Source organism: Nocardiopsis alborubida, assembly GCF_012396365.1.
In the GTDB taxonomy this organism is placed as follows: Bacteria; Actinomycetota; Actinomycetes; order Streptosporangiales; family Streptosporangiaceae; genus Nocardiopsis; species Nocardiopsis alborubida.
The window spans coordinates 1-19,943 of sequence record NZ_JAAXPG010000054.1 but is presented as its reverse complement, the minus strand read 5'-3'; the positions used below and the strand labels follow the sequence as shown (position 1 = coordinate 19,943).

Here is a 19,943-nt window from a genome sequence, read left to right as displayed (position 1 = left end):
TCCTTGAGGTCTCCACCGACAAGGTGGACACCGAGATTCCGTCACCCGTCGCGGGCGTACTCACCAAGATCCTCGTCGACGAGGACGAGACCGTGGAGATCGGCGCGGAGATCGCCGTCATCGGCGGCACCGGGGACGAGCCCCCGGCCGTCTCCGAGGGCGCCGCCCCGGCCGAGGCCGAGCCCAAGGCCGCACCCAAGGCGGAGTCGAAGCCCGCCGAGCCCGAGGCCGAGACGAAGCCCGCCGAGCCCGCCCCGGAGCCGAAGGCCGGGTCCGCGCCCGCCGCGGACAGGGACCGGGACCGCGAGAGCCCGTCCGTGGACATCGGCACCCTCAGCGGCACCGGCCGCGCCTCGGGCACCGACGCCGGGACCGAGGCGTACGTGACCCCGCTGGTGCGCAAGCTCGCCTCCGAGCACGGCGTGAACCTCAGCCGGGTCAAGGGCACCGGTGTGGGCGGCCGCGTCCGCAAGCAGGACGTGCTCAAGGCCGCCGAGGAGCAGAAGGCCGACGCCGCCCGCGCCGCCGCCCCCGCGCCCTCCTCGGCCCCGCGCAAGGAGGCCACCGACACCTCCCTGCGCGGCCGCACCGAGAAGCTCACCCGCCTGCGCCTGTCCATCGCGGACCGGATGGTGGAGTCGCTCCACGTCTCGGCCACGACCACGCAGGTCATCGAGGTGGACGTCACCAAGATCGCCCGCCTGCGCGAGCACTCCGCCGAGCGCTTCGCCGAGCGCGAGGACGTGCGGCTGGACTTCTTCCCGTTCTTCGCGCTGGCCGCGGTGGAGGCCCTGCGCTCCCACCCCAAGCTCAACGCGGTGGTCGACAGCGACAAGCAGGAGGTGACCTACCACGACGTGGAGAACCTCGGCGTCTCGGTGGACACCGAGCGCGGTCTGCTGGCCCCCGTGGTCAAGGACGCGGGCAAGCTGGGCCTGGGTGAGCTGGCGCGCAGGCTCAAGGACCTCACCGAGCGCGCCCACACAGGCCAGCTGGGCCCGGACGAGCTGGGCGGCGGCACGTTCACCATCGCCGAGACCGGCTGCACCGGCGCGCTGTTCGGCACGCCGATCATCAACCAGCCGCAGGTGGCCATCCTGGGCACCGGCGCGGTCGTCAAGCGCCCCGTCGTGGTCGAGGACACCGCCATGGGCGACGAGGTGATCGCGGTCCGCTCGATGGTGTACCTGTCGCTGGCCCACGACCACCGCCTGATCGACAGCGCCGACGCCGGGCGCTTCCTCCAGAGCGTGAAGGCGCGTCTGGAGGAGGGTGCCTTCGAGGACGACCTGGGCCTGTAGGTCCGGGCCGCGAAGGCCCTCCCGCACCACCCGCCGGGCCGGGTGCCGCACGACGGCACCCGGCCCGGCGCGTCCTTTATTGGGGAATCTGCTGTCCGATTTGACCTCAAGACCTGTTGAGGTCCTAGCGTTGGCCTGTTCCCGAAGAACCGACGGTGCGCCGCGCGGCTCCGGCCACCAGGGCCGAGCCGGTCCGCGCGTGCCCGCCCGACGTGCCCGCCCGTGTGTGTGGGCCGAGACGGCACAGAGAAGCAAGGACCCACATGGACAACCTTCGGATCGCGGTCATCCTCGGCGGAAACCGCCGGGGCCGCACCGGACCCGCCGTCTCCCGCTGGTTCGTGGACCGGGCCGGGAAGTACCCGGACCCCTCCGTGGCGTTCGACTTCCTCGACGTGGAGGACATCAGCCCCCAGGACGGCCACGGCGGCCCGATGGCCCCGGAGCCGGCCCACACGGTGGAGGCGGCCGACGGGTACGTCGTGCTGACCCCGGAGTACAACCACGGCTACCCGGGCGAGCTGAAGAGCGCCATCGACGCCGCGCGCCGGGAGTGGTTCGGCAAGGCGGTCGGCTTCGTCTCCTACGGCGGGATGTCCGGCGGCCTGCGGGCGATCGAGCAGCTGCGGTCGGTCTTCTCGGAGCTGCACACCGCCACGATCCGCGACACGGTCAGCCTGCACAACGCGCAGACGATGTTCGGTCCGGACGGGGCCCCTGTGGTGGACATGTCGTCCGCTGAGGCCGCCGTGGAGCGGATGCTGCGCCAGCTGGCGTGGTGGGCGCTGGCCCTGCGCGAGGCCCGGGAGCGGCGCCCCTACCCCGGTTAGCGGTGCTCGCTCCGGGGCTCCGCCCCGTGTTCGGACGCCCCGAGCACCGGAATCGGGTGGGAGAAGGCGCAGCGGTGCCTCCAACGGGTTCGCTCGCGCCCGCACCGTCGCCCGCCGCCACCCTCGACGGACGCCTGCGGCGCGGCTCTCCCGAGGGAACCCGCCTCCGCCACCTCCAGGGCCCGTGGGCGCCCGAACCAACCCCCGGCGGCTGGGCTGACGGGGCAACGGAACCCGGGAGCACCGGGGAACCGGGCCCGAAGTGACGGCACACGTGGACGGGGCGGCGCCTCTCGGCGCCGCCCCGTTTTCTACCCCACCAATCACCATCCCCTGATGATCCCCATCATCAAAGGTCTGTGGTCGGGGACGCGGCAGTCAGCCCGACAGCGCGTCGCCCACAGTAGCTCCGCACTGACGCGGAGTTCCTGTCCCACGTTCAAAGTAGAAGACCGAGGGCCCCTCGCGCAGCTCTTTCGAGGAAAAAGCCGAAGAAAAACCGGGCGGGTGTCCTCGGTCGTCCCTTTGGTGTGTCTTCCCGCGCGAGTATCGCCCTCCTTCGGGTAGACCCAGGACCATGCGAGTGGCTATCACGGGGGCGACGGGACTCATCGGCAGGGCGCTGGAGGCGTCCCTGCTCGGCGACGGGCACACGGTGGTGCGCATGGTGCGCCACCTGCCGCGGGGGCGGCACCACCCGGACGTGGAGGAGGCGGAGTGGCGCCCCGAACAGGGCCGGGTGGACACCGTGGCCCTGCACGAGGCCGACGCCGTGGTGCACCTGGCCGGAGCACCGGTCGGCCCGGCCCTGTGGACGCGGCACCGGCGCACCCTCATCCGGCGCAGCCGCGTGCGCGGCACCCGCACCCTGTGCCAGGCCCTGGCGGGGATGTCCTCGCCGCCCCCGCGCCTGCTGAGCGCGTCGGGGATGCACTTCTACGGCGACACCGGCGGCGAGGCGGCCACCGAGGGCTCCCCGCCGGGCACCGGCTTCCTGGCCGGGGTCTGCCGGGACTGGGAGGAGGCCACCGCCCCGGCCGAGGAGGCGGGCCTGTCGGTGGCGCACATGCGCACCTCGGTGGTGCTCGACCGCTCGGGCGGCATGCTGGGCACGCTGCTGCCGCTGTACCGGACGGGGCTGGGCGGACGCCTGGGGTCGGGGCGCCAGTACATGAGCTGGATCGCCATGCGCGACCAGATCGGTGCCGTGCGCTTCCTGCTGGAGCACCCCGAGGTCACCGGCCCGGTGAACATGTGCGCGCCCGAGCCGGTGACCAACGCCGAGTTCACCAGGGCGCTGGGCCGCGTCCTGCGGCGCCCCACCGCCCTGGCGGTCCCGGCGGTGGCGATGCGCGCGGTGCTGGGGGACTTCGCCGAGGAGACCGCGCTGATCGACCTCAGGGCCGAGCCCGAACGCCTCACCAAGGCCGGTTATTCCTTCGCGCTGCCCACCGTGGACCGTGCGCTATCCGACATCCTGGGCAGACCCGCGCCGTCCACCGGGGCGTAAGGTTGGATGTGTGAGTGATCTCGTTTACGCATGGCTGGGCGACACTCCCGTCCCTTACCACCAGGGCTGGGATCTCCAGAAGCGGCTCCACGAGCGCCGCGTCGCCGATGAGGTGCCCGACACCGTCCTGTTGCTGGAACACGAGCCCGTGTACACCGCGGGAAAGCGCACCGGGAGGTGGGATCGTCCCATCACCGACCCCGGGGCGCCCGTGGTGGACATCGACCGGGGCGGCAAGATCACCTGGCACGGCCCCGGCCAGCTGACGGTGTACCCCATCGTCCGGCTGCCGGACCCCATCGACGTGATCGCCTACGTCCGGATGCTGGAGGAGGCCATCATCCGCACCGTCGCGGAGTACGGCCTGACCGGCACCCGGGTGGAGGGACGCACCGGGGTGTGGCTGGAGGCCGACCCCGAGCGCGGCCTCATCGAACGCAAGGTGGCCGCCATCGGCTGCCGGATCGCCCGCGGGGTCGGGATGCACGGGCTCGCGTTGAACTGCAACAATGACATGTCGTGGTACGACCGGATCATCCCGTGTGGGATCACCGACGCCGGGGTCACCTCGCTCTCCGCCGAACTGGGGTGCGACGTGTCCGTGGCCGACGCGCGGCCCCGGATGGAACGCCACCTGGCGGACCTCCTCGGCACGCGGGAGTACCGCCACACCGACGGCGCGGACCTGCTCTCCGGCGCCGCCGCGCGCGGATGACACACCACACCATGAGCCAGTCCCCGCGGGGACGCCGAGCCCCCACGAGGGGAAGGGTCCCCGGCACGGGGCACAGAAGGGAACGGGTTCACGTTGACCATCGCTCCTGAGGGCCGCAGGCTGCTGCGCGTGGAGGCGCGCAACAGCGAGACCCCCATCGAGAAGAAGCCGCCGTGGATCAAGATCAAGGCGCACATGGGGCCCGAGTACACCGAGCTCCTCTCCCTGGTCAAGAGCGAGGGCCTGCACACGGTCTGCCAGGAGGCCGGGTGCCCCAACATCTACGAGTGCTGGGAGGACCGCGAGGCCACCTTCCTCATCGGCGGCGACCAGTGCACGCGGCGCTGCGACTTCTGCAACATCGCCACCGGCAAGCCCAGCGCCCTGGACCGCATGGAGCCGACCAAGGTCGCCAACTCCGTGAAGACCATGGACCTGCGCTACGCCACCATCACCGGTGTGGCCCGTGACGACCTGGAGGACGGCGGCGCCTGGCTGTACGCCGAGACCGTCCGCAAGATCCACGAGCTCAACCCGGGCACGGGCGTGGAGCTGCTCATCCCCGACTTCAACGCCGACCCCGACCAGCTGGCCGAGGTGTTCGGCTCGCGTCCGGAGGTGCTGGCGCACAACGTCGAGACGGTGCCGCGGATCTTCAAGCGCATCCGTCCGGGCTTCCGCTACGAGCGCTCCCTCAAGGTCATCACCGAGGCGCGCGCGGACAACCTGGTCACCAAGTCGAACCTGATCCTGGGCATGGGCGAGACCCGTGAGGAGATCAGCGAGGCGATGCGCGACCTGCACGAGGCCGGGTGCGACCTGCTGACCATCACCCAGTACCTGCGCCCCTCCAAGCTGCACCACCCGATCGACCGGTGGGTCAAGCCGGAGGAGTTCGTGGAGCTGGGCCGGGAGGCCGAGGAGATCGGCTTCGCCGGTGTCATGTCCGGGCCGCTGGTGCGCTCCTCCTACCGGGCGGGCCGCCTGTACAAGCAGGCCCGGGAGAAGCGGGACGCCGAGAACGCCGCCCTGGCGAACAAGGCGTAACGGATTTTCCGTACGAGTCGTGACCAAGCTGGAACGGTGGCCCGCTGGCCACCGTTCCTCACCTGAGGGCACCCGCACATATCCTGATGAGGGCAGGCGCCCGTCGGTGGCGCCGCGAGGCGCCGCACCCAGGACGACCGCGAAGAGGAGGCAAGGCAGCCCAGGGATCTCCTTCCCCGCCGATCCGGCGTCGGCGTGAGCTGCCTGAGAGCACGATGGCGAAAAAGCCCAAGGGTTCACAGAACACGGCCCAAGGCAAGGACGGCGCCGAGAAGCAGCCGGGCCGTCTCAAGCAGATCGGCATGGTCGCCAAGGTCGTCCACCAGCAGAGCCCGCGCAGCATCCCGCTCGCGGTCACGGCGGCGTTGGTCATCCTCGCGGTGTTCATCGGCATCGGCATCTGGACCGGGTCGTGGATCCTGTGGCCGCTGACCGGTCTGCCGGTCGCCTTCCTGGTGGGCTTCATCATCTTCACCCGCTCCGCGCAGCGCGTGCAGTACAAGATGCTGGACGGACGCCTGGGCGCGGGCATGGCGATCCTGGACAACATGCGCGGCAACTGGGTGGTCGAGCCGGGTGTGGCGGCCAACAAGCAGATGGACGTCGTGCACCGCGTGGTGGGGCGCCCCGGCGTGATCCTGGTCGGCGAGGGCGACCCCGGCCGCCTCAAGCCGCTGATCGCCGGTGAGAAGAAGCGCGTGGCCCGCGTCGCCTACGACACGCCCATCTACGACTTCAAGGTGGGCAACGGCGAGGACCAGGTGCCGGTCTCCAAGCTCCAGCGCACGCTGGTCAGGCTGCCCCGCAACCTGGACAAGGCCGGGACCGCCGAGCTCAACTACCGGCTCAAGGCGCTGCCCGCCAAGATGCAGATGCCCAAGGGGCCGATGCCCAAGAACGCCAAGATGCCCAGGGGCATGCGCGGCCAGATGGGCGGCTGACCCGACCGGGCACGCGGCCGGACGAGGGGGCCGTCGCACCACGCGGTGCGGCGGCCCCCTCGCGTTGCCCGGGACCGGATCACTCGGGGTCGTAGCTGATCAGGTCGCCGGGCTGGCAGCGGAGTTCGCGGCACAGGGCGGCCAGGGTGGAGAAGCGGATCGCCCGGGCCCGGCCGTTCTTGAGCACCGACAGGTTGACGACGGTGACGCCGACCCGCTCGGCCAGCTGGGTGAGGGTCATACCGCGCTCGGCCAGGAGCTTGTCCAGGTGGACGCGGACGCCGGTGGCCTCCTCGGGCGGCATCAGACGAGCCCCTCGACGTCCTCGCGGAGCCGGGTGCCCCGGCGGAAGACCTCGGCGAGGGCGGCGAGGAGGAGCCCGACCAGGACCAGCGGCACGACCCCGCCCTGCAGCCCGAAGGTGAGGGCGAAGAGGACGGGGGCGTCCGACTCCACCGTGCGGCGCTCCAGCTCGGCACCGGCGACGGTCTCGGCGAGGAGGACCACCATGGGGGCGATGACCACCGTCAGGGCGATGGCGTACATGCGGCGGACGTTGGCGGTGGTGAACAGGTCCCCCCTGTCCGCGGTCAGGGCCATGCGCAGCAGCAGGTAGGTGACCAGACCGATGGCCAGGGTGGTGAGCAGGGCGGGGGCCACCAGCAGCAGGCGCTCGGCCGCGGAGGGGTCGTGGAAGGTGATCACCATGCGCCCGGCCCCCTCCACGGTGACGTCGCCGCGCGCGGCGACGTCCACCGCAGGCGCGGGCACGTCGGCGGGCAGCCACCAGGTGAGCTCGTTGAGCCCGGCACTGGTGTCAGCGGAGGCGAACCCGGCGCCCCAGACGGCCAGGAAGAGCCCGTGCACCACCTGGAAGCCCAGGAAGACGACGAGTACGAACCGAAGCAGGGCGGAGTCCGCCCTGGACCAGACCAGGGCCTTGCGAAGGGACATGACGGCCTTTCTCTTATCGCTTTTCGATAGTAACGATAAACGATAAACCCGGATCCGTCACCTCCGCCCCCGCCGTGGAGGCACGGGCGCACCGCACGGAAAAGGGCCCCGCGGTCACCGTGCGGTGACCGCGGGGCCCTGGGAGCGTCCTTGAGGGTTACTCGCAGCTGACCTCGTCCTCGGCGGCCGTGCTGGCGTCCAGGCCGGCCAGGGCGTCGCCCTCGCCCCCCTCGCCGCCGGAGCCCCCGCCGCTCGTGGCCAGGCCGTCCCAGTCCTGGGCGATCATCACCAGCTCCAGCTCCTCGCCGAAGCCGGGGACCTCCTCCAGCCGGGCGACGCTGAGCGCCGAGGCCAGTTCCTCGGCCTGCGCGAGCTGGTCGGGGCCGTGGTAGATCGTGGTGGCCTCGGGGACCCGCTCGACCGGGTCGCCCTCACCGGTGACGTTGAACCCCTGCTCGGTGAGCAGCGTCCCGACCTGGCTCGCCAGGCCGGTGATGCCCGTGCCGTTGAGCACCCGCACGGACACGTCCGCGGGTTCGACGGCGGTCTCCTCGGCCTCCTCCGACCCCTCGCCGCCGCCGTCGCCGCCCTCCTCCTCGGGCAGGGCCTCACCGGAGGCGACCGCGGAGAACAGCTCCTGGGCGGGGCCCTCGTTGAGCACCAGCTTGTTCGCGTTGCTCGGGGCTTCGAGGACCGGGGCGGTGACCATCCGCATCCGCCCCAGGTCGACCTCGCGCATCGCGATGGCCAGCTCCGTCATCTGGTCCACGGTGAACCCGTCGTCGGTCACCAGGCTGTCGGTGACCGAGCCCATGAAGTCGTAGAGCGTGGCGGGGCTGGACATGATCTCGCCGCTGGTGACCTTGCGCAGGATGGCGCCCATCATCCGCTGCTGGTTCTCGATCCGGTTGAGGTCGCTGCCCTGCTCCGTGCTGGCCCGGGAGCGGGCCAGGCCCAGCGCCTGCTCGCCGTTGAGGGTCTGCATCCCGGCGTCCAGCGTCAGGTGCGCCTTGGGGTCGTCGATGGGCTCGGGGACGCACATCTCCACGCCGCCGATGGACTGCACGATGTCCTGGAAGCCCGCGAAGTCGACCATCACCATGTGGTCGAGGTGGATGTCGGTGATCGTCTCCACCGTGTTGCCCTGGCAGTCCAGCCCGCCGTAGGTCATGGCGTGGTTGAGCTGGTCCACCGTGCCCGCCGCCACCCCGGGGTCCTCGCCGTTGGCCGGGCAGTCGGGCATCGGCACCAGCAGGTCGCGGGGCATGTTGACCATGGTCACCCCGCCGTTGTCCACGTCGATGCTCACCACGACGAGTACGTCGGGGCGGACCCCGTTGGCCACGTTGTACTCGGCGTCCTCACCCGCGCGCTCGTCGGTGGCGAGCAGCAGGATGTTGTGGATGCCCTCCGCCTGGGCGGGACGGTCGCCCCATGCGTCGGTGTTGACTTCCTCGGTGTCGATGCTGAGGACGTCGCGGTAGCCCGCGTACACGGTGAGACTGGCCGCGATGAGCAGGCCGGTCGTCCCGCACGCCACCCACTGGCCGAGACTCATCTTCCCCGCCAGGGCTGAGGACGCGTTTCTGGGAGCCAAAGGGCACCTGCGATTCGGTATGGGACAAGGGCTGGTCCGGTCGCCGGAGGGACGGCGCACTTCGCGAGCGACGACACGGACGTAACGGCCGGATGGTACCGGACGGGCACGTACCGTGTCAGATCGAAACCGGCGACCGGATCCCGGTCACCGGCCCTCAGCAGGCGCTCTCCTGCGCCCCCGCCGCGGTGGTGCCGCCCAGGTCCTCGGTGATGGAGACCTCGGGCCCGGACGAGCCTTCTCCGTCGGCGAAGCCGTTCCAGTCCTGGCCGATGACCAGTTCCAGGGTCTGCGGGAGGTCGGCGACCTCCTCGGTGACCGCGTTCTCCAGCGAACCCGCCAGCAGTTCGGCGGCGGCCGCCTCACCCGGAGCGTAGTAGACGGTGGTCAGCTCGGGGAAGCGCACCTCGGGTTCGCCGATGCCGGTGACGTCGTACCCCTCCCCCAGCAGGACGCCCTGGACCTCGTTCGCCAGGCCGGTGACACCGGTGTTGTTGAGGACCTGCACGGAGATGTCGGCGGGAGCGGGGGCGGCGCCTCCGGAGTCCTCCTCCGACTCCTCCCCTTCCTCCGCCGGCTCCTCGTCCTCCAGGTAGGCGCCGGAGTTGATCGCCGCGAACAGCTCGGAGGCGGCGGGCTGGCTCATGGCCAGCCGGTTGGGGTCGGCGGGGTGCTGGCCGTTGGGCACGGTGACGAACTGGATGCGCTCCAGGTCGACCTCGCGCATGGAGATGGCGATGTCGGTCATCGTCTCGACGGTCAGCTCCTCGTCGGTGGTCACCGAGTCGGTGACGGCGCTGAGGAAGTTGGTGATGGTCACCGGGCTGGTCATGACCTCGCTGCTGAGCACCTGGCGCAGCATGGCGCCCATGAACTCCTGCTGGCGGTCGATCCTGGACAGGTCGCTGCCGTCGCCCTGGCCGTAGCGGGAGCGCACGTAGCCCAGCGACTCCTCACCGCTGAGGGTCTGCGTCCCGGCGTCCAGCGTCAGGTGCGCCTTGGGGTCGTCGATGGGCGCGGGGATGCACATCTCCACGCCGCCGATGGCGTCCACCATGTCCTTGAACCCGGTGAAGTCCATCATGACGAAGTGGTCCAGGTGCACGTCGGTGACCTCCTCGACGGTCTGCCACTGGCAGCCCACGCCGCCGAAGGTCATCGCCGAGTTGATCATGCCGCTGTGCGGACTCATCCCCTCGTAGCCCTCCACGGCGTCGCAGCCGGGCAGGTCCACGACCAGGTCGCGGGGCAGGTTGACCAGCGTGGCCGCGCCGTTGTCCACGTTGATGCTGGCGATGAGCATGGTGTCGGGGCGCTCGCCCTCGGCCTCGCCGTAGTTGGCGTTCTCCCCCGACCGGACGTCGGAGCCGATGATGAGCAGGTTCATCACGCCCTCGACGCTGGTGGGCCGGTCCCAGGCGTCGGTGTCCACCTGCGCGGTGGTGATGTTGCCGACGATGCCCTGGTACCAGCCGTAGCCGCCGAGGCTGGCGATGATGGCCAGGGCGGTGGCCACGCAGGCGACCCACTGCCCCGGGGACATGCGCACGGCGTCCAGAGCAGGTGGTGCGGAGCGGGGGGCGGAGCGTTTTCCAGCCATGCGAACCTTTGGGTGCGGCGGCGTGCGTGGGAGTTCCCGCGCAGGGGACAGCAGCCCCGTGGGGGGGACGAGGGGTGAGCGCGCAGGATTTCGGTCCGTTCCCGGGCCAAGTAATGAACGGATGTTAACAGCAGCTCGGAGAGGCCGCGCCCACCCGTGCACCGGGTTCCCCCGTCGCTGAGAACCCCCCGTGAGGCCTCAGTAGCGGGTGGCGATCGTCCCGGCGGCCCGGTCGTGCAGCCCGCGGGTGTCGCGGTCGTAGATGACGGCGGGGATGACCAGGCACAGCAGGAGGGTGCGCACCGTCATGGACACGAACCAGGGCCAGGAGCGCTCACCGGTGGCGGTGATGCCGACGCCGACCAGGCGGCGGCCGACGGTGGTGCCGAAGAGCGTGAGCAGGAGGATGTTCATGACCGCGAAGACGACCAGGGCGGTGTTGCTGACCATCGGGGCCGCCTCCGCCTGACTGGCGGCGTCCGCGCCGACCAGCCCGACGCCGTAGGCCCCCCAGGCGAGTGCGAGGGACAGCGCCCAGTCCAGGAGGAGCCCCACCAGGCGGCGCATCACGCCGGGCACCGAACCCGGGCCGCTCTCGGGCAGGCCGAGCCGGTTGCCCCGGTACTGGAAGTCGTCCCCGGCCGCCGCGGTGGCGGGGCCCCGGCTCTCGTCGCTCATGGCCTCCACGGTATCCACCCTGCGGAAGGACCCGTACCCGGGGCGTCGGAGCGGTGGTGAGCTCCTCCGCGGGGGAAAATGGCGAAGGTCACACCAGAGAGCGTGGCGGAGACCACAACCGGCGCCGTCTGGTGTCCCTTTCCGACCCCTACAGGGCGGAATCACCGGGTCAGACCCGGTGGACTGCGACAACAGCCAGGTCCGTAACATACAGGAAACAATCGAGACATGGCGTGGAAACCACCCACTCCTAGCTTCGAGAACGAAGCCGGGAGACGGCGCGCGATCCGACGTGTCCGCGATGGGGCGGACCCCGGTCCACCGTCTCAGCCACCTGCACGGAGGTTCGTTTTGTTCAGCAGCGTCGACGAGGTGCTCGCCTTTATCCGGGACGAGGACGTCAAGTTCCTCGACGTCCGATTCACGGACCTTTTCGGAGGCGTGAACCACGTTACCCTCCCGACCGAGAACGTCGACGAGTCGACGTTCACCGATGGCCAGATGTTCGACGGCTCCTCGATCCGCGGCTTCCAGGCCATCCACGAGTCCGACATGCTGCTGCTGCCGGACCTGGGCACCGGCGTGCTGGACCCGTTCCGCAAGCACAAGACGCTGAACATGACGTTCTTCGTCCACGACCCGCTGACCCTGGAGTCCTACAGCCGCGACCCGCGCAACGTCGCCCGCAAGGCCGAGGCCTACCTGCGCGGCTCCGGCGTCGCCGACACCGCCTTCTTCGGCGCCGAGGCCGAGTTCTACATCTTCGACGACGTCAAGTTCGAGACCCGGTCCAACACCGGCTACTACGAGATCGACTCGATCGAGGGCGCCTGGAACACCGGCTCGGCCATCGAGGGCGGCAACCGCGGCTACCGTCCCCGTTACAAGGGCGGCTACTTCCCCGTCGAGCCGGTCGACCACTACAGCGACCTGCGCTCGGACATGGTCCGCACCCTGATCGACTCGGGCATCGAGGTCGAGCTCCAGCACCACGAGGTCGGCACCGCGGGCCAGGCCGAGATCGGTGTCAAGTTCGGCACCCTGCTCAAGCACGCCGACGGCGTCCAGCTGTACAAGTACATCGTCAAGAACGTCGCCAACGCGGCGGGCAAGACGGCCACCTTCATGCCCAAGCCGCTCTTCGGCGACAACGGCTCGGGCATGCACTGCCACCAGAGCCTGTGGAAGGACGGCGAGCCGCTGTTCTTCGACGAGTCCGGCTACGGCCAGCTCTCGGACACGGCCCGCTACTACATCGGCGGCCTGCTCAAGCACGCCTCGGCGCTGCTGGCCTTCACCAACCCGACGGTGAACTCCTTCCACCGCCTGGTGCCCGGCTACGAGGCCCCGATCAACCTGGTCTACAGCCAGCGCAACCGCTCGGCCTGCATCCGCCTGCCGCTGACCGGTTCGAACCCCAAGGCCAAGCGCATCGAGTTCCGCGTGCCGGACCCGTCGGCCAACCCGTACCTGGCCTTCTCCGCCATGCTGATGGCCGGCATCGACGGCATCAAGAACAAGATCGAGCCGCCGGAGCCCGTGGACAAGGACCTCTACGAGCTGCCCCCGGCGGAGGCCCAGGCCATCAAGACGGTCCCGGCGTCGCTGGACGAGGCCCTGGAGGCCCTGGAGGCCGACCACGAGTTCCTGCTCGAGGGCGGCGTGTTCACCAAGGACCTCATCGAGACCTACGTGGACTTCAAGCGCACCGAGGAGATCGACTCCCTGCGCCTGCGCCCGCACCCGCGCGAGTTCGAGCTCTACTACGACGTCTAGGCCGTAGACAGCAGCTCCGGGAGTCGCGCACCGCGCACTCCCCCCATCGGGGCCGGTATCCGTTCGGGTACCGGCCCCGACCCGGTTCCGGGTGCGCGGGACGGTTCGTCGCGGGCGCCGGGGACCGATCCGGTTCGGGGCACGGGCCCGCTCACCGGCCGGACCGTTACCGTTGACACGTGGTGAGGGACGGAACGACGAACATGACGGCAGGCGCGCTCGCCAGGCGCGGTTTCAGCGACAGCACCCGGGCCCTGCGGCTGGTGGAGGAGGCCGGTCTGGACGCCCGGGCCGACACCGAGGTCATCGGCTCGCTCGCGGCGGCGCCCGACCCCGACCAGGCGCTCCTCGGACTGATCCGGGTCCTGGAGACCGATCCCGACCCCGCCGAGTTCCTGGACGCGCTGCGCGAGGACCGGGAGCTGCGGGCCCGGCTGTGCCGGGTGCTGGGCACGAGCACCGCCCTGGCCGACCACCTGGTGCGCCATCCGGGCGACTGGCGGGAGCTGCGGGGCGCCGATGCCGCCCGCTCCCCCGAGCCGGAGGAGGTGCGCCGCGGCCTGTTGTACACCGTGGGCGCCGACCCCCACAGCCCCGCCCCGACCGCCGATCCGGCCGTGGTCGGCGACGGTTCGGCGGAGGACCTGCGGCACGTCCTGCGCGTGGCCTACCGCAGGAGGGTGCTGCGCCTGGCCGGGCGCGACCTGACCGGGCTGTGCACGGTGGACGAGGTCGCCGGGGAGCTCGCGGTCCTGGCCGCGTCGCTGCTGGACGCGTCGCTGGCGGTGGCCCGCGCCGAGCATCCCGAGGACGCCGCGCTGTGCCGCCTGGCGGTCATCGGCATGGGCAAGTGCGGCGGTCGCGAGCTCAACTACGTCAGCGACGTGGACGTGGTCTTCGTGGCCGAGCCGGTCGTGGACGGGAACGCGGACGAGGGCGAGGACGCGAGCGGGAACGCGGGCGCGGACGGGAGCGAGGGCCGGGGTTGCGGGAGGCCGGTGGACGACCAGGCCGCGATGCGCGCGGCGACCCGGCTGGCCACCGCGATGATGCGCGTCCCCTCCGAGACCGACGCCGAGGGCGCCCTGTGGGAGGTGGACCCGGCGCTGCGCCCCGAGGGCAGGAACGGGCCGCTGGTGCGCCCGCTGTCGGGGCACCGCGCCTACTACGAGCGCTGGGCCAAGACCTGGGAGTTCCAGGCGCTGCTCAAGGCCCGCCCGATCGCCGGGGATCCGGAGCTGGGCCGGGCCTACATGGACGTCATCTCCCCCATGGTGTGGGAGGCGGCGGGCCGCAAGGACTTCGTGGAGGACGTGCAGGCGATGCGCCGCCGGGTGGTGGCGCACATCCCGGCGGGCGAGGCGGAGCGCGAGCTCAAGCTGGGCCCGGGCGGGCTGCGCGACATCGAGTTCTCCGTCCAGCTGCTCCAGCTGGTGCACGGGCGCACCGACGACCGGCTGCGGTCGGGCAACACCCTGGAGGCGCTGGAGGCGCTGTCCGGGCACGGGTACGTGGGGCGCGGCGACGCGGCGGGGCTGGCGGAGGCCTACCGGTTCCTGCGGCGGCTGGAGCACCTGTTGCAGCTGGACCGGCTGCGGCGCACGCACCTGATGCCCGACCCGGCCGCCGAGGAGGGCCCCGACCAGCTGCGCCGCCTGGGGCGGGCGCTGGGGATGACCGCGGACCCGGTGCGGGAGCTGACCGACGCGCGCCGCCGGGTGTCGTCGGAGGTGCGGCGCCTGCACGAGAAGCTTTTCTACCGCCCGCTGCTCAACGCGGTGGCCAAGCTGCCGGGCGAGGAGGCGCGCCTGTCGCCGGAGCAGGCCAGGGACCGCCTGGAGGCGCTGGGGTTCGTCGATCCGGGCGGTGCGCTGCGCCACCTGGAGTCGCTGACCTCGGGGGTCTCGCGCAGGGCGGCGATCCAGCGGACGCTGCTGCCGGTGATGCTGGGCTGGTTCTCCGACGCCCCCGACCCCGACGCGGGCCTGCTGGGCTTCCGGCAGGTGAGCGAGGCCCTGGGCACCACGCCGTGGTACCTGCGCCTGCTGCGCGACGACGTGCGGGTGGCCGAGCGGATGGCGTGGCTGCTGGGGACGAGCCGGTACGTGACGGAGCTGCTGCTGCGCGCCCCGGAGGCGGTGGCGATGTTCGACGACGACGGCGACCTGGTGCGCCGCGACCCGAAGGTGCTGGCGGGGGAGGCGGAGGCGGCGCGGCGCCGGTACGACACGGCCGAGGAGTCGGTGTCGGCGGTGCGCGCGCTGCGCCGCCGCGAGCTGCTGCGCACGGCCTCGGCCGACCTGCTGGAGGTCGCCTCGGTCCAGGACGTGGGCGCGGCGCTGACCGACATCGCCGCGGTGACCGTCGAGGCGGCGCTGCGGCTGGCGCAGAACCGGGTGGTGGCGGCGTCGGGGGACGAGCCGCTCACGCGGGTGTGCGTGGTGGCGATGGGCCGCTTCGGCGGCGGCGAGCTGACCTACGCCAGCGACGCGGACGTGATGTACGTGCACGACCCCCTGCCGGGCGTGGACACGGGCGCGGCGACCAAGCAGGCGCTGGCCGTCGTGCGGGAGCTGGCGCGGCTGCTGGAGATGCCCGCGGCGGAGCCGCCGTTGAAGGTGGACACCGACCTGCGCCCGGAGGGGCGCAGCGGGCCGGTGGTGCGCACGCTGGAGTCCTACGCGGCGTACTACGGGCGCTGGTCGCAGGTGTGGGAGAGCCAGGCGCTGCTGCGGGCCAAGCCGGTCGCGGGCGATCCGCAGCTGCGGGAGGCGTTCACGAGGCTGATCGACCCGATCCGGTACCCGGAGGGCGGGATCGACTCCTCGGCGGTACTGGAGATCCGCAAGCTCAAGGCTCGGATGGAGGCGGAGCGGCTGCCGCGCGGCGCCGACCCGACGCTGCACACGAAGCTGGGCCGGGGCGGGCTGTCGGACGTGGAGTGGGTGGCCCAGCTGATCCAGCTGCGCCACGCGCACGAGTACCCCGACCTGCGGACCACCGGCACCCTGGAGGCGCTGGATGCGGCCGTGGCGCACGGGTTCCTGGACGAGGAGGACGGCGAGGTGCTGGGCCAGGCCTGGCAGCTGGCGTCGCGGGTGCGGGGAATGGTGATGCTGGTGCGCGGCCGGGGCGGGGACTCGCTGCCCTCGGACCTGCGGGTGCGGGCGGCGCTGGCGGGGGCGATGGGCTGCCCCGGCGGCGGGGACGGTGAGGACGCGGAGGACGGGGGCGGGGAGAACGCTGACGGGGGGAGCACGGGTGGGGAGAACGTGGAGCTCGCGCGGGAGGGTCCGGCCGAACAGCTGACGGAGACCTACCTGCGCGCCACGCGCCGGGCCCGGGCGGTGATGGAGCGCGTCTTCTACGACGACTAGCCCACCGTCAGCCCGCCGTCAGCCCGCCGTCCGCGAGGGTCCGCCGCTCCGGCGCTGTGCCAGCGTGATCTTGTCCTTGGAGCGTCCGCCAGTAGGTGCCGGTCGTGGACCGGCCGGAAACGCTGCTGGTGTGACGCAAGGGTTCTGACCTGGGAACCGCGGGGGGAAGTCCTCTGGTGCGCGTCGGCGACGCCTGCGGCCAGATCGCGGGCACGCTGAGGCTGGCGGGCCCCGGGGACCCCCCGTGTTCCAGGAGACCGCGAACGGCCCGGACCGCGCCAGAGGCGATCCGGGCCTGTGGACGACCCCGGCGGGAGGCGGGCCCCTCCTGGGTCGGCGCCCCCGCGCGGGAGAAGCCGAACGCGGGGGCGCCGGGGCCGGGAGTGGTCGGCCCGTGGGAGTGGTTCGCGGCTTCCGCGAACGCGTCCCGGAAGGCCGTGCGCGGCGCCCCGGGCGGGGCGCCGCGCACGGGTCCCGGTCAGTCGCGCCAGGTGACGCTGGTGGCGGGGCCGACGCGGTTGGCGCCGGACTCCCACTCGACGTTGCCCGCGCCGTCGACCTTGACCAGCTTCCACTCGGTGTCCGCGCCGATGGGGGCGGTGCCCGACCACACGGGGTAGGTGGACGCGTCGGTGGACAGCCTCACCCCGTTCTGGGGGTTCCATGACCCCAGCCCGGGGGTGGAGCCGACCACGTACACCTCCTGGCCGTACCAGGTCTCCACGGTGGCGGAGACGCTGACGTCGCCCGGCTCACCGGGGTCGCCGCCGCCCTCGCACTCGGCGGGGTCGTCGCAGGTGCCGCCCACGTGCAGGGCGACGGCCCCGTTGGCGGGGACCTGCGCGCTGATCCGGCCGTCGGCGACGGTGAGGGTCCCGCTCCCGGCGGCGTTGTCGTAGCTGCCGTCGGGCAGGCCGGTGTCGGCGGTCAGGTTCCAGGCGGCGCCGGTGGCGTTGAAGGCGGCGAAGCCGCGGTCGCCCCGGTCGAAGGCGAGCCGGGAGGAGCCGTCGGTGGCGCGCTGGACGACGGGGGTGTCGCCGGTGGCGTTGCGGAAGGCGGGCATCCCGGCGACGGTCGGGTGGCGGTGCTCGCAGACCCACTCGGCGCCGGCGCAGTCGGTGTCCGCGGTGATCCAGCCTGCCGGGTTGCCCTCCACCTCGCCGACGCTGGGCGGGCCCTGGGTGACGTTGGAGCCGAAGTCGTAGCTGGACATCACCACGGGGCGCCCGTAGGGGTGGGCCAGCATGTACGCCACGGCCAGGTGGTAGCGGTCGCCGTCCTTGTAGGTCAGGGTCGGGTGGTAGCGCTGGGTGTCGTGGTTGTCGACGAAGACGGTGGCCTGCTCGTCGGTGAGCCCGCCGTAGTCCGGCAGCTGGGCCAGGCCGGAGATGTCGCCGCCCGCGAACTTGTCGGAGATGTCGCGCTGGTAGTCGAAGGCGGTCACGCGGCCGTAGGGCGCGTAGGCGGTGTAGGGGATGGTCTGGTCCCCGTAGACCTCGTGGAAGACGTCGGGCTGTCCGCCGAAGACGGGCACCTCGTTCAGGTCGGAGAAGATCGCGTCGACGTGGGCCTCGGGGACGTGCTTGGAGGCGTCCACGCGGAAGCCCCCCACGCCCATGTCCACCAGGCCGTTGAGGTAGCGGCGGATCTGGGCGCGCACCTCGGGGTCACCGGTGTCGAGGTCGGACAGCCCGACGAGCTCGCAGTTCTGCACCTCCCACTTGTCGTTCCAGTTGCTGATCTCCTCCCGGCAGGAGCTGAAGTCCTCCCCGGTGCGGGATGCGGTGCCGTCGCCGAACAGGTCGGGGTACTCGTACTTGGCCCAGTCGGTGCCCGCGCTGCCGGTGCCCGAGCCGTCGCCGGTCATGTGGTTGATGATCGCGTCGGCGTAGATCCGCACGCCGTTGTCGGCGCAGGTGGAGACCATGGCCTGGAAATCCTCGGCGGTGCCGCGCCGGGTGTTGTCGATGCGGTAGGAGGTCGGCTGGTAGTCCTGCCACCAGGGGTAGTCGCCGCCCTCGGCGAAGGGGATGACCACGTGCTCCTGGGGCGGGGAGACCTGCACCCCGCCGAAGCCGCGGGGGCCGAGGAACTCCTCGCACTCGGTGGCGACGGAGTCCCAGTTCCACTGGAAGAGCTGGACGATGGTCTCGCCGTTGTCGGCGGCCCGGACGTCCTCGGCGGGGGCGGGGGCTGCCGGGACCGGTGCTGCCGGGGCTGAGGCTGCCTGGACTGGTGCTGTTTGGACTGGGGCTGCCGGGACGGGAGTGGCCTGCGCGGGGGCCGCCAGCAGGCCGACCCCCATCAGGATCGCCCCGGCGACGGCGCCGGGTCCGGTGGGCTTCATGTGCGCTCCTTGGGGGAGGTGCGCGGCGGGGCGGCACTGCCCCGTCCGCCGTCCCCTTGCAGTGATTGCAAGAGTTTGCGTGAGCGTGACGAAGCTAACAGACCGGACCGCTCTTGTGAACGGGTCCCGTTCTGGGCGTCACACCGCTCACTCAGCGCGACGGCTCCCGCTTCCACCTGCCGCAACGCGCTTCGGTCCGCTTTCCCCGCCAGGACGGCCCCACGAGATGTCCCCCCGCGAGCTGGGGCGACGCCCGCGCAAGCCCTCAAGGCCTGTGGGAAAAATTTCGCAAGATTACTGAAACGCACACAGAAAAAACCGGTGGCGGCACGGTTCGTGCCGCCACCGGCGGGAACTCCGGCGCGGCCTGCGGGGGCCGCTCCGGGAGGGGGTTTACCAGAAGACGGCCACGCCGATGTTGACGATGGCGAGCACCCCCGCGATGATCGCGAGGTTCTTGGCGGGCTTGCGCAGGTTGAGCACGCCCACGACCACGACCGCCAGCGCGACCAGCAGCTTGACGGCGATCTTGACGTGGTTCATCTCGCCGAGGTCGGCCATCTCGGCCACCCCGACCAGCAGCAGACCGGTGACGAGCTGGAGCAGGGAGCTGTGCAGCAGGACCTTGGTCGACTTGGGGTTGTCGGTGATGACCTGCATGAGGAAGCCCGCGATGATCCCGGCCAGGCCGATCATGTGCAGGAAGACGAGCGCGGAGTTGAGAATGTCCATGCCGGAAACACTACTACGCCCTGTAGTTTTCCCTCCCCGGGTTCATGACACGCTGACGTAACAAAACCGGCGCCCTCACCTGTGCGACAGCGCCCTCCTGCGCCGCCACAGCATCCAGGCCAGTCCCGCCGCCAGGGCGACCCCCGCGGCCCGCAGCAGGCTCGCGGGATCGGTGTACTCCGAGACCCGCGACATCACAGTCCGCTCCGCGACCAGGACAGAGTCGCTGGCGCACGCGGCCGGGTCGGCGTCGCGCTCCAGCAGCAGGCAGGCGGTGCTGGCCAGGCGCTCCCCCGTCGCCTCCGGCGCCCGGACGCGCACCGTGTACACCGCCTCCTCCCCCGCGGGCACCGCCACCTGCCAGTTCACGATCCCGTCCCTGACCACGCCCTCCTCCCCGACCTCGATGATCTCCAGCTCACCGGGAACGTGCTGGGCCAGCAGGGCGCCCTCCACGGGACCGTCGGTGACGGTGGTGCGCAGGGTGAACTCCTCCCCCGGCCGCGGGGCCTCGCCCGCCTCCAGGAACAGGCCCACC

General features: G+C 71.6%; 16 protein-coding genes. 8 read left to right on the top strand and 8 right to left on the bottom strand.

All coding sequences use genetic code 11. From position 1 onward, the window contains the following. The 6 genes from sucB to HGB44_RS30960 all read left to right on the top strand — a co-directional run. Window positions 1-1,301, top strand: a 1,301-nt coding sequence (gene sucB, locus HGB44_RS30985; protein WP_210752408.1) for a 2-oxoglutarate dehydrogenase, E2 component, dihydrolipoamide succinyltransferase, incomplete at its 5' end; no start/stop codon positions are given. Window positions 1,302-1,564: 263 nt separating this feature from the next. After that, entirely contained in the window at window positions 1,565-2,131 is a 567-nt protein-coding gene (locus tag HGB44_RS30980; RefSeq protein ID WP_061078530.1) for an NADPH-dependent FMN reductase, read from the top strand. A 583-nt stretch (window positions 2,132-2,714) separates the two neighbouring features. After that, entirely contained in the window at window positions 2,715-3,641 is a 927-nt protein-coding gene (locus HGB44_RS30975; RefSeq protein ID WP_082768181.1) for a TIGR01777 family oxidoreductase, read from the top strand. Between the two features lie 10 nt (window positions 3,642-3,651). Continuing rightward, on the top strand, window positions 3,652-4,356 hold the full coding sequence (lipB, locus tag HGB44_RS30970; RefSeq protein ID WP_061078528.1) for a lipoyl(octanoyl) transferase LipB: 705 nt from the start codon (window positions 3,652-3,654) through the stop codon (window positions 4,354-4,356). A 93-nt stretch (window positions 4,357-4,449) separates the two neighbouring features. Beyond that, complete coding sequence (lipA, locus tag HGB44_RS30965; protein ID WP_061078527.1) at window positions 4,450-5,403, top strand: lipoyl synthase; 954 nt, start codon at window positions 4,450-4,452, stop codon at window positions 5,401-5,403. Window positions 5,404-5,618: 215 nt separating this feature from the next. Then, window positions 5,619-6,344 (top strand): DUF4191 domain-containing protein, encoded by a 726-nt coding sequence (locus HGB44_RS30960; RefSeq protein WP_061078526.1) that lies wholly within the window; start codon window positions 5,619-5,621, stop codon window positions 6,342-6,344. A 79-nt stretch (window positions 6,345-6,423) separates the two neighbouring features. On the opposite strand, the gene HGB44_RS30955 is transcribed toward HGB44_RS30960, so the two are convergent. From HGB44_RS30955 to HGB44_RS30935, 5 genes are all read right to left on the bottom strand, one after another. After that, the gene (locus HGB44_RS30955) at window positions 6,424-6,648 is read right to left on the bottom strand and encodes a helix-turn-helix domain-containing protein (RefSeq protein WP_061078525.1); all 225 of its coding nucleotides are present in this window, start codon (window positions 6,646-6,648) and stop codon (window positions 6,424-6,426) included. Further along, complete coding sequence (locus HGB44_RS30950; RefSeq protein WP_061078524.1) at window positions 6,648-7,298, bottom strand: DUF2975 domain-containing protein; 651 nt, start codon at window positions 7,296-7,298, stop codon at window positions 6,648-6,650. Before HGB44_RS30950 ends, HGB44_RS30955 begins: the two co-directional genes overlap by 1 nt. A gap of 157 nt (window positions 7,299-7,455) precedes the next feature. Further along, on the bottom strand, window positions 7,456-8,856 hold the full coding sequence (locus tag HGB44_RS30945; RefSeq protein ID WP_061078523.1) for an LCP family protein: 1,401 nt from the start codon (window positions 8,854-8,856) through the stop codon (window positions 7,456-7,458). Window positions 8,857-9,052: 196 nt separating this feature from the next. Next, window positions 9,053-10,495 carry an LCP family protein gene (locus HGB44_RS30940; RefSeq protein WP_061078522.1) on the bottom strand — a complete coding sequence of 481 codons (1,443 nt, stop codon included), beginning with the start codon at window positions 10,493-10,495 and terminating at the stop codon, window positions 9,053-9,055. Window positions 10,496-10,693: 198 nt separating this feature from the next. Beyond that, window positions 10,694-11,173, bottom strand: a complete 480-nt coding sequence (locus HGB44_RS30935; RefSeq protein ID WP_061078521.1) for an RDD family protein — start codon at window positions 11,171-11,173, stop codon at window positions 10,694-10,696. Window positions 11,174-11,524: 351 nt separating this feature from the next. On the opposite strand from HGB44_RS30935, the gene glnA reads away from it, so the two are divergent. Together glnA and HGB44_RS30925 are read left to right on the top strand one after the other, a co-directional pair. Continuing rightward, entirely contained in the window at window positions 11,525-12,949 is a 1,425-nt protein-coding gene (gene glnA, locus HGB44_RS30930) for a type I glutamate--ammonia ligase (RefSeq protein WP_061078520.1), read from the top strand. A gap of 203 nt (window positions 12,950-13,152) precedes the next feature. Next, entirely contained in the window at window positions 13,153-16,326 is a 3,174-nt protein-coding gene (locus HGB44_RS30925; RefSeq protein WP_061078519.1) for a bifunctional [glutamine synthetase] adenylyltransferase/[glutamine synthetase]-adenylyl-L-tyrosine phosphorylase, read from the top strand. A 478-nt stretch (window positions 16,327-16,804) separates the two neighbouring features. Here HGB44_RS30925 and HGB44_RS30920 read toward each other — a convergent pair whose 3' ends face one another. From HGB44_RS30920 to HGB44_RS30910, 3 genes are all read right to left on the bottom strand, one after another. Beyond that, window positions 16,805-18,673 carry a carbohydrate-binding module family 20 domain-containing protein gene (locus tag HGB44_RS30920; protein WP_061078518.1) on the bottom strand — a complete coding sequence of 623 codons (1,869 nt, stop codon included), beginning with the start codon at window positions 18,671-18,673 and terminating at the stop codon, window positions 16,805-16,807. A gap of 393 nt (window positions 18,674-19,066) precedes the next feature. Continuing rightward, window positions 19,067-19,405 (bottom strand): hypothetical protein, encoded by a 339-nt coding sequence (locus HGB44_RS30915; RefSeq protein ID WP_061078517.1) that lies wholly within the window; start codon window positions 19,403-19,405, stop codon window positions 19,067-19,069. A gap of 75 nt (window positions 19,406-19,480) precedes the next feature. After that, the coding region (locus HGB44_RS30910; RefSeq protein ID WP_168444225.1) for an LPXTG cell wall anchor domain-containing protein at window positions 19,481-19,943 on the bottom strand (463 nt) is incomplete at its 5' end.